7 protein-coding genes are annotated in these 8754 nt (G+C 59.4%); 1 reads left to right on the top strand and 6 read right to left on the bottom strand.

Going from position 1 to position 8754, the window contains the following annotated elements:
• The 6 genes from AB6O04_RS18985 to AB6O04_RS18960 form a co-directional block, all read right to left on the bottom strand.
• A partial coding sequence (locus tag AB6O04_RS18985) for a transposase (RefSeq protein WP_368565916.1) occupies positions 1 to 203 on the bottom strand: 203 nt, incomplete at its 3' end.
• Positions 204 to 364: 161 nt separating this feature from the next.
• A complete protein-coding gene (locus tag AB6O04_RS18980; RefSeq protein WP_368565914.1) occupies positions 365 to 670 on the bottom strand; it encodes a hypothetical protein in 306 nt (101 codons plus the stop codon).
• A gap of 144 nt (positions 671 to 814) precedes the next feature.
• Entirely contained in the window at positions 815 to 949 is a 135-nt protein-coding gene (locus AB6O04_RS18975) for a hypothetical protein (protein ID WP_368565912.1), read from the bottom strand.
• 109 nt (positions 950 to 1058) lie between these two features.
• Positions 1059 to 3812 carry a TonB-dependent receptor gene (locus AB6O04_RS18970; protein ID WP_368565909.1) on the bottom strand — a complete coding sequence of 918 codons (2754 nt, stop codon included), beginning with the start codon at positions 3810 to 3812 and terminating at the stop codon, positions 1059 to 1061.
• 439 nt (positions 3813 to 4251) lie between these two features.
• A complete protein-coding gene (locus tag AB6O04_RS18965; RefSeq protein ID WP_368565908.1) occupies positions 4252 to 5154 on the bottom strand; it encodes an alpha/beta hydrolase in 903 nt (300 codons plus the stop codon).
• A 118-nt stretch (positions 5155 to 5272) separates the two neighbouring features.
• Complete coding sequence (locus AB6O04_RS18960) at positions 5273 to 6889, bottom strand: alpha-glucosidase (protein ID WP_368565906.1); 1617 nt, start codon at positions 6887 to 6889, stop codon at positions 5273 to 5275.
• A 369-nt stretch (positions 6890 to 7258) separates the two neighbouring features.
• On the opposite strand from AB6O04_RS18960, the gene AB6O04_RS18955 reads away from it, so the two are divergent.
• On the top strand, positions 7259 to 8746 hold the full coding sequence (locus tag AB6O04_RS18955; RefSeq protein WP_368565905.1) for an MFS transporter: 1488 nt from the start codon (positions 7259 to 7261) through the stop codon (positions 8744 to 8746).
• Positions 8747 to 8754: the final 8 nt, after the last annotated feature.

Raw genomic sequence — 8754 nt, 5'->3', positions numbered from 1 at the left:
CGCTTGAGCTTGGCGTTTTCGGCTTCCAGCTCCTTCACCCGCCGCAGGTCCGACGCCTCCATGCCACCGTACTTTGACTTCCATTGGTAGTACGTGGCGACACTGATGCCGGCTTGGCGGCAGATGTCTTTCACCGGCACTCCGGCATCGGCTTGCTTGAGGATCGAGACGATCTGGGTCTCGCTGAACTTCGACTTCTTCATGGAACCTCCTGGTGGTGAAAACATGCCAGAAAGTTCTACTTATTGGGTGTCTACCAGGTGGGGAGGCTTACGATTTTGATTGACACAGAGCATCCCGCCAGCATAACGCCAACGGACCTTCGCACGTGTTGCGGTCGTTGTTTAGAACTTGTAATTCACACTCAACAGATAAGCACGCCCCCCCGCTCAATGTGCTCAAGTGGACGATCCTTCGCTTCGGCATAAGTCTGATAGGCCTCGCTGGTCAGGTTGCTGATCTGGAATAGTGAGCTCAAGCCGGCCAGGCTGCTGCTGTCGGAGAACGCGTAGCTGACTTGCGTGTCGGTGATGTCTTTGTCGACGAGGTAACGCAGTGTGCGGTTGCCGGCGAAGCTGCCATTCGCCGGTGAAGTCCGAACGCCTACGTTGGCTGACGCATGCTTCGAAGCCGCTGCGTTCGTAGTAGACAGTGAGGTCGTAGGCCTCATCCGCCAGGCTGATGTCGCCGCTAACGGCACTGGAGGAACTTTCCGAATCGCGGATCTTGATGTCACTGTCATTGAAGCTGGCGCTGACTACGATGCCGAAACCCTCAAACACATCAGTGAACAGGTCCAACGGCAACGATGTCGTTAGTTCCAGGGCATCAGCGAACCTGCCTCATCGTTCTCCGACGTGGTGTAGTTGCTGACGTTCTGAGCCGGCTGCGCTCCTTCTGGCGGCACATAGTTGATAACGGAGTCGGTGAAATCGTAGTCGTCGCGCATCTCCTGCTAGCGCCGATCGGAGGCCATTTCAGGCAAGCGATTCATCGACACCGAAAAAACCCGCCGGCATGATACCGGCGGGCTTTGAAGCGTATTGTGATCGCTATTTTTAGAACTTGTAGTTCACACCCACCAGATAAGTACGCCCCCACTCGATGTACTCAAGCGGACGGTCCTTCGACTCGGCGTAGGTCCGGTACGATTCATCGGTCAAGTTGCTGACCTGGAACAGCACGCTCAGCCCAGCCAATGCGCTGTCATCGGCAAACGTATAGCTGACCTGTGCATCGGTGATTTCTTCACCTACCACGTAACGCAGTGACCGGTTGCCGTTGAAGTTGCCGATTTCACCGATGAAGTCGGAGCGCTTGCGCTGGCTGACTCGCGCCTCGAATCCGCTGCGCTCGTAGTAGGCGGTCAGGTTGTAGACGCGGTCCGACAGGCCTGGCAGGCTGATGTCGCCGCTGCCGACGCTGGATGCGCTTTCCGGGTCTCTGATCTTGATGTTGCTGTCGCTGAAGCTGGCGCTGGCCACCACGCCGAAACCGGCAAGCGGCTCCCAGAACAAATCCAGCGGCAGCGATGCCGTCAGCTCAAGGCCTTGCAGCGTGCCGCCCTTGCCGTTGGCCGGCGCGGAATAGCTTCCGGTTTGGGAAACACCGACGCCAGGAAAGTCGGGATTCTCAGGAACGCCGGCGGTGAACTGCGAGAAATCGAAGAACGGGTCGGTCTGCGTGTAGATGTAAGAACGCAAATCCTTATAGAAATATGCAGCAGCGACATAAGCCTTACTGCCGAAGTACTTCTCGTAGGAAATATCGAACGCATACGCGCGCCACGGGTCCAGCTGTGGATTACCGCCGCTACCGGTGACCACGCGTTCGCCGCTTGAATCCGGCGCGTCCGACACGTTCACTTCAATCGATGCCCGCAGCTGGTCCACGCGCGGACGCGCTACCTGCTTCGCCATCGCCACGCGAAGCGTCTGGTCGTTCGCAAACGAGAATGACAGGTTCATGCTGGGCAGCACATCGGTCATGGTCTTACCCAGAGTCACCAGCTCCGGTGCTGCGCCGTTGGTGAGTTGAACCGCCTCGGAGGATTGCTCCGTACGCTGTACCTGTACGCCGAAATTGCCGCGTACCGCTACGTCACCCCAATCGGTGTTGATGTTGCCTTTGATGAAGGCCGTGGTGGTTTCCTCGTCCACGTCCCAGGACTTCGCTATCAGATGCGGAGCCAGGGAGTTCGGCGCGAAGATCATGTAGCGAGCGACCGCTTCCGGGACATTCCACGAAGGGATATAGCCCAGGCCGGCGAAACCGAGATTCACCGGACGATACTGCAGATCCGCAGCGATAGCGGTCTCGCCTTGCGGGCCAACATCGATGTTGCCTTCGGGCTGACGCTTCGACTTTGCGCGGTCGGCGTAGTTCAGGCCGACGTCGATGCCCGAAAGCCAGCCCAACATGGCAGGCGCCGGCAGTTCCGCTGCCAATTTGAAGGTCTTCAACTCATCTTCAACGCTTGGCGTCTTGCCGTAGCCCGAGCCATAGATCGTGCCGCGAAGGAACAATTGCGACGGATCGGAATAATCGAGCGTGGGCACCATCTGCGAGAAGCCGTTGTTCCGGTAGCTCAACTGCACGGTGTCGTACTGCGGGCTTGGCACAAGCTGGGTGTTGTTCTCCAGATTGATCTCATCGCGCTTGGCTTTGGAGTAGCCGAGGTCAGCAACGACGCGCACCTGACCTACATTGAACTCGTTGTTCCAGCCAAACGCGTTGATCTCGTCCTCGCGCTTGTTGTACATGCCTCGCACCAGCGGGTAGACACCGGTCAGCGTACCGCCCGTGAATGTGCCGTTGTCGTTGACGGTGACATTGCTATAGACGCATTCCGGATTGCATGGGAAAGAACCGTTGTACTGGGTGTTCATTTCCCACTGGTTTGCGGTGTCTATCTGTGTCGCTTCGGAGTGGAACAGGTCCAACGTGCTGGTCCAGGCATTGGAAGGACGGAACTGGACGGTGGCCAGCACGCCATCGCGTTCGGTGTTGCCCGTGCGGCGCAACGCCTTGATGCCGTCGCTGGCGAAGGTGCCGGCCGGCAGGCCCGGACGCGCATCTGTCTTCCACGGCTCATACAAGCCAACCTGGTTTTCCTGGATGGGCGTATCCGAGTGCGAGTAACCAATCGAGAAGCCGAACCGGCGGTCTTCGGACTGGGTGATATAGCTGACGTTTATGCGCTCGCCATAGGCGGAAGCGTCGGCTGCCGCGCCCAGGGAATTGCGCTGACCGCGGACGCCGATGGTGCCGACGGGGCCGTCGAAGCTCAACGGGCGAACCGTCTGCATGTCCACCGTGCCCGACAAGCCCTGCCCGACCAAGCCGGCATCAGGCGTCTTGTAGACGGTCACGCCGTTCACCAGCTCGGAAGGATATTGATCGAATTCCACGCTGCGGTTGTCGCCGGTGCTGACCATCTCGCGACCATTAAGCAGGGTCGTGGAGAAATCGGGCGACAGGCCGCGCACGCTGATGACCTGCGCACGGCCCGCAACGCGCTGCGCCGCCAGACCTGGCAGGCGTCCTAGCGATTCGGCGATGCTGACGTCGGGCAGCTTGCCGATGTCTTCGGCCGAAATGGCCTCGACGATGGAAGTGGAATCGCGCTTGACCGCGATGGCGCTCTCGATGCCGCGGCGGATGCCGGTCACCACCACCGTATCCAGTTCAGTGGCTTGCGGTCCGGTCTGTTCGGGTGCCGGTTCGGCGGTTTGGGCCTGTACACCCGTCGTGGTCAGCGTCATGGCGGACGCCAGCGCCGCGCTCAGCAGATTGCGCTTGAATTGCAACATATTCCCCTCTCCAAGGATGTTGTGTGCGGTGACCCGGGTACGTCGCCAGATGGCGATCGCCCGGATCTACTACGTCAGGGCAAGGGCCCTGAAACGTGCGGCAATGGTAGTCGCGGCAAGCCCTGCACAAATCGCACTGCATACGTATTCATCGGTGAGAAATGGCGCCCGGTGACTTGGATTTGAAGCATCAGATGATCAGGCCTTTGCCACTAAGAGCGGCCGTCTAACGAATATGAATAGATCTTTGCCCATAGCGTTGTCGTATCAATGGGGCTGGCAGGCGCAGGGTGGTCGCTTGCGACTCTGGCAATCTGGAGCAAGACGAGCCAGCCGCGCTTGGGCATAGCCTCCTTGTGGGAGCGACGTAAGTCGCGACGTTGAAGTTTCCGGTCGCGACTCACGTCGCTCCCACAGGGGATTCATTCGTAGTTTTTTATCAGGGCGACAACAGGAATGTCAGCGGCACTTCTATGCGCTCGCGCCAGGCGGCTTCGTTGTGGTCGGCGCCGAAGAAGCGCCGCGTGACCCAGTTGCCTCCGGCTGTGTAGCCGGCTTTCTGCATCAGGGCATCGGCGCGCTGCTGGTACGGCTCGTACTCCACATCTACTCCGGCGCTGCCGTAGTCGAAATACCAGCGATGGTTGCCCGGTGGCGGGAGTTTTTTCGCCAGATAGTCGATGACGATGCCTTGGCCGACCGGCCAATGCGTGGACACGCAGCCGGCACTGCCGAATACATCGGGGTATTCCGCCACGGCGTAGGCGGAGATCAGGGCGCCCATGCTGGAACCCATCACGGAAGTGTCCTGCGGACCGGTCAGCGTGCGATATCGCCCGTCCACGAACGGCTTAAGTTCTTTGACCAAAAAGCGTAGATACTCGTCAGAAGCTAAGTCACTGACCGGTATCGGCGCGCCGTCCCCACCTGGGTGGAGAGACGCACCGGTGACTGCCTTCGCCGGCATGTACTCCTGGAGCCTCCGTGGCGTGTTCCATATGCCGACGACAATGGCTTCGCGAACCTGACCGGTTTCGATCAGCCGAGTCATCGCCTCATCCACGCTCCAGTCGATCTTGGTGTAGGAAGTGGCTGGGTCGAGTACGTTCTGGCCGTCGTGCATGTACAGCACCGGGTAGCGCTTGTCTGGGTTCTCGGCATAGCCAGGCGGCAGCCAGATGTCTACGTTGCGCGGTGTAACGTGGTCTGACGGGAACGCTTCAAAGCGTTCGAGATGGCCAGTGATTCCCGGGCCGGTGATGGGGACTGGCGAAAGTGGTGCGGCTTTTGCGATCAGCGGCGAAAGCAGGCACATCACCACCAACATCAATACTTGTTTCATGCTTGAAGTCTCAGACGTGGGAGTGATGATTGTGGGAGCGACGTGAGTCGCGATGAGGCTTTACCGGTGAAGCTTCGTCGCGACTTACATCGCTCCCACAAGGAAGGAATATCGCGCTTCAGCCAATCCTTGCATATAAAACACTACGCGCCGGCAAATGCACACTGCGATCGACCAGGACACCCGAAAAGAGCCCGTGGTCTTCAAGCGTCTGCACTATCAATCCCTCCGGCAAGGCCCATTCCACCGCCTGCGCTGACAGATTGAACACCGCCAGCAGCGATTCGTCTTCTGTATCGCGACGGAGCGCCAGCACGGGTTCCGGTGCATCGAAGAACACGATGCGTCCGTGTTGCAACGCAGGGTGGCGTTTGCGCCAGGCCAGGAAGCTACGCACTACATTCAAGACGGAGTGCGGATCCGGTTCCTGCGCGGCGACGCTGATGGCGCGGTGGGCATCGGGAATCGGCAGCCACGACGGACCATCGCTGAAGCCGGCGGTATCTTCCCCACTCCACGGCATTGGCGTTCGGCATCCATCACGGCCCTTGAATTTCGGCCAGAACACCTTTCCATAGGGGTCCTGCAAGGCTTCGAACGGCACGTCCGCTTCCGGCAGGCCCAGTTCTTCGCCCTGGTACAGGCAGACCGATCCCCGTAGGGAACACACCAACGCCACCAGCTGCGACGCGAAATCGTGTGCGGTATCGCCATTGCCCCAGCGCGTCACCGCGCGTTGCACGTCGTGATTGGATACCGCCCAGCACGGCCAGCCATGCGTCATCGCAGCCTCGAGCTTTTCCACCGTGCCGCGGATATACGTCGCGCTGAAATCGTCGGTCAGCAGTTCGAAGCTGTAACCCATATGCAAGCGCTGGTCGCCAACGTATTCGGCCGTGGTCGCCAGCGAGTCTTCCGATGAGATTTCGCCTAGTGCCGCGGCGTCGGGATACCGGTCCAGCAACCGCCGCAGGTCCTCCAGGAAACCGAGATTCTCCGGCTGCGTGTTGTTGTAGTAGTGATATTGGTAAGCGTAGGGATTGTCGGGACTAAATCCGCGGCCGACCCGCATTTCCTTGGGCTTGGGCGGATTGTCGCGCAGTTGTGCGTCGTGGAAGCAGAAGTTGATGGCATCCAGGCGCAGGCCATCCACGCCCTTGTCCAGCCAGAACTTCACGTTGTCCAGTGTGGCTTGGCGCACCGCCGGATTATGAAAGTTCAAATCAGGCTGAGAGGCCAGGAAATTGTGCAGGTAGTACTGCTCGCGGCGCGGTTCCCAGCGCCAGGCCACGCCGCCGAACAGCGACATCCAATTATTGGGCGGTGTACCGTCTTCTTTCGGATCTGCCCAGACGTACCAGTCGGCCTTGGCATTGTCGCGGCTCTCGCGGCTTTCCTTGAACCAGGGATGTTCGGCCGAGCAGTGGCTCAGCACCTGGTCGATCATCACCTTGATACCCAGCGAATGCGCCTTGGCCAGTAGCCGGTCGAAGTCATCCACTGTGCCGAACAACGGATCGACGTCGCGATAATCGGCGATGTCGTATCCGAAATCGGCCATTGGCGACTTGAAGAACGGCGATATCCAGATGGCGTCCACGCCCAGGCTGGCGATGTAGTCCAGCTTGCGGACGATGCCCGGCAGATCGCCGACGCCGTCGCCATTGGTATCCAGGAAGCTGCGCGGGTAGATCTGGTAGATCACCGCACCACGCCACCAATTGGTTGTCGTCATCGCTCCCTCGCACCCATGAATCGCGTGCCGACCTGGCACGCACAGCGGGCGCAACTATTCCATGCTTGACGCTCGTGCGTGGCGGCAGTTGGTCAGGTCATGCCATGAATACGTATGCATATCGTCCCGCGACAGCGGTGCTCCCGCTTGTGCGCCTGCCGCCATTTCTTGCCGCATCCGTTGTAAAGCTCAACAGTGACAAGGGTTTGGCAGCGGCATCGATATCTTCACGCCAAAATCCGCTAGTCATCGGTGACGGGATTATGTTTGCAGTGCAGCATGGAATCAGCCGAACTTCCCTGCAAGATGCCGCCCACGACGCCCATGCATGGGGCTGCGCGTCGCCTTTAGCAACCAGGACTCATCCGGATGACCCAAAAGCCGCAACTGTCTTTCTGGCAGATATGGAACATGTGCTTCGGCTTTCTGGGTATCCAGTTCGGCTTCGCGCTGCAGAACGCCAATGTCAGCCGCATCTTCCAGACATTGGGGGCGGAGATAGATGACATCCCGATGCTGTGGGTGGCGGCGCCGCTGACCGGACTGATCGTGCAGCCCATCGTCGGCTATTTTTCCGACCGCACGTGGACGCGCCTCGGCCGTCGCCGGCCCTATTTCCTATACGGAGCATTGCTGGCTTCGCTGGCGTTGCTGTTCATGCCCAACTCGCCGGCGCTTTGGGTAGCCGCAGGCCTGTTGTGGATACTGGATGCATCCATCAACGTCTCGATGGAACCTTTTCGCGCTTTTGTCGGGGACCAGCTTCCACCGCAGCAACGCCCTGCCGGGTATGCGATGCAGAGCTTCTTCATCGGTGTGGGTTCGGTGATCGCCAGCATGCTGCCTTGGTTGTTGACCCAAGCCGGAGTGAGCAATACCGCCGCTGCCGGCGGCATTCCGGATACCGTGAAGTACGCTTTCTATGCCGGTGGCGCGATTCTGTTCCTGGCGGTCGGCTGGACCGTATTGCGCACTCGTGAGTATCCGCCGGAAGTGCTGACGTCATTCGACGATGCCGGCACCGTCGATGAAACCCACGCCGATCTCGACACCGCCCGCGCGCGTCGCGAAGGATTGCTGTGGCTGCTGGTGGGTAGCGCCGGCATCGCGTCGATCTTCTGGTTCGCGCTAGACAAACAATTATTCGTGCTGGCGGGTGGTTTGACGGCCTATGGAGTAATCCTCCTCCTGGTCAGCCTTACCCGCTCACGCAATATGTTCAGCACCATCGCCGCCGATCTGCACGCCATGCCCGACACCATGCGGCAGCTGGCGGTGGTGCAGTTCTTCTCGTGGTTTGCCCTGTTCGCGATGTGGATCTACACCACTTCGGCGGTCACCCAAGTTCATTATGGAAGCACCAACACCGCATCGGCTGCCTATAACGAGGGTGCCAACTGGGTCGGTGTGCTGTTCGCCGCTTACAACGGTTTTGCTGCACTGGCTGCCGTCTGCATTCCGTTGATGGTACGGGCACTTGGCCTGCGCATCAGCCATATGATCAACGTGTGGTTGGGCGCCGCCGGTTTGCTATCGTTCCTGGTCATCCGTGACCCGCAATGGCTGCTGCTGTCGATGGTTGGCGTCGGCTTTGCCTGGGCCTCCATCCTGTCGCTGCCTTATGCGTTGCTATCCGATAGCGTTCCCGCGAAGAAAATGGGTATCTACATGGGCATATTCAACTTCTTCATCGTCATTCCCCAACTGATCGCCGCTAGTATTCTGGGATTCCTGTTGAAGACGTTCGCCGGTGGTCAGCCCATTTATGCCATGGTGATCGGCGGCGCCAGCCTGCTGATCGCCGGCTTGTGCGTGTTGCGCGTCAAAGAACCCCTTTCCGCTTCGCAGGTCATCTGATGCGCTTA

The organism is Pseudoxanthomonas sp. UTMC 1351, from assembly GCF_040948865.1.
GTDB lineage: Bacteria > Pseudomonadota > Gammaproteobacteria > Xanthomonadales > Xanthomonadaceae > Pseudoxanthomonas_A.
This window is presented reverse-complemented; position numbering and strand designations above follow the sequence as displayed.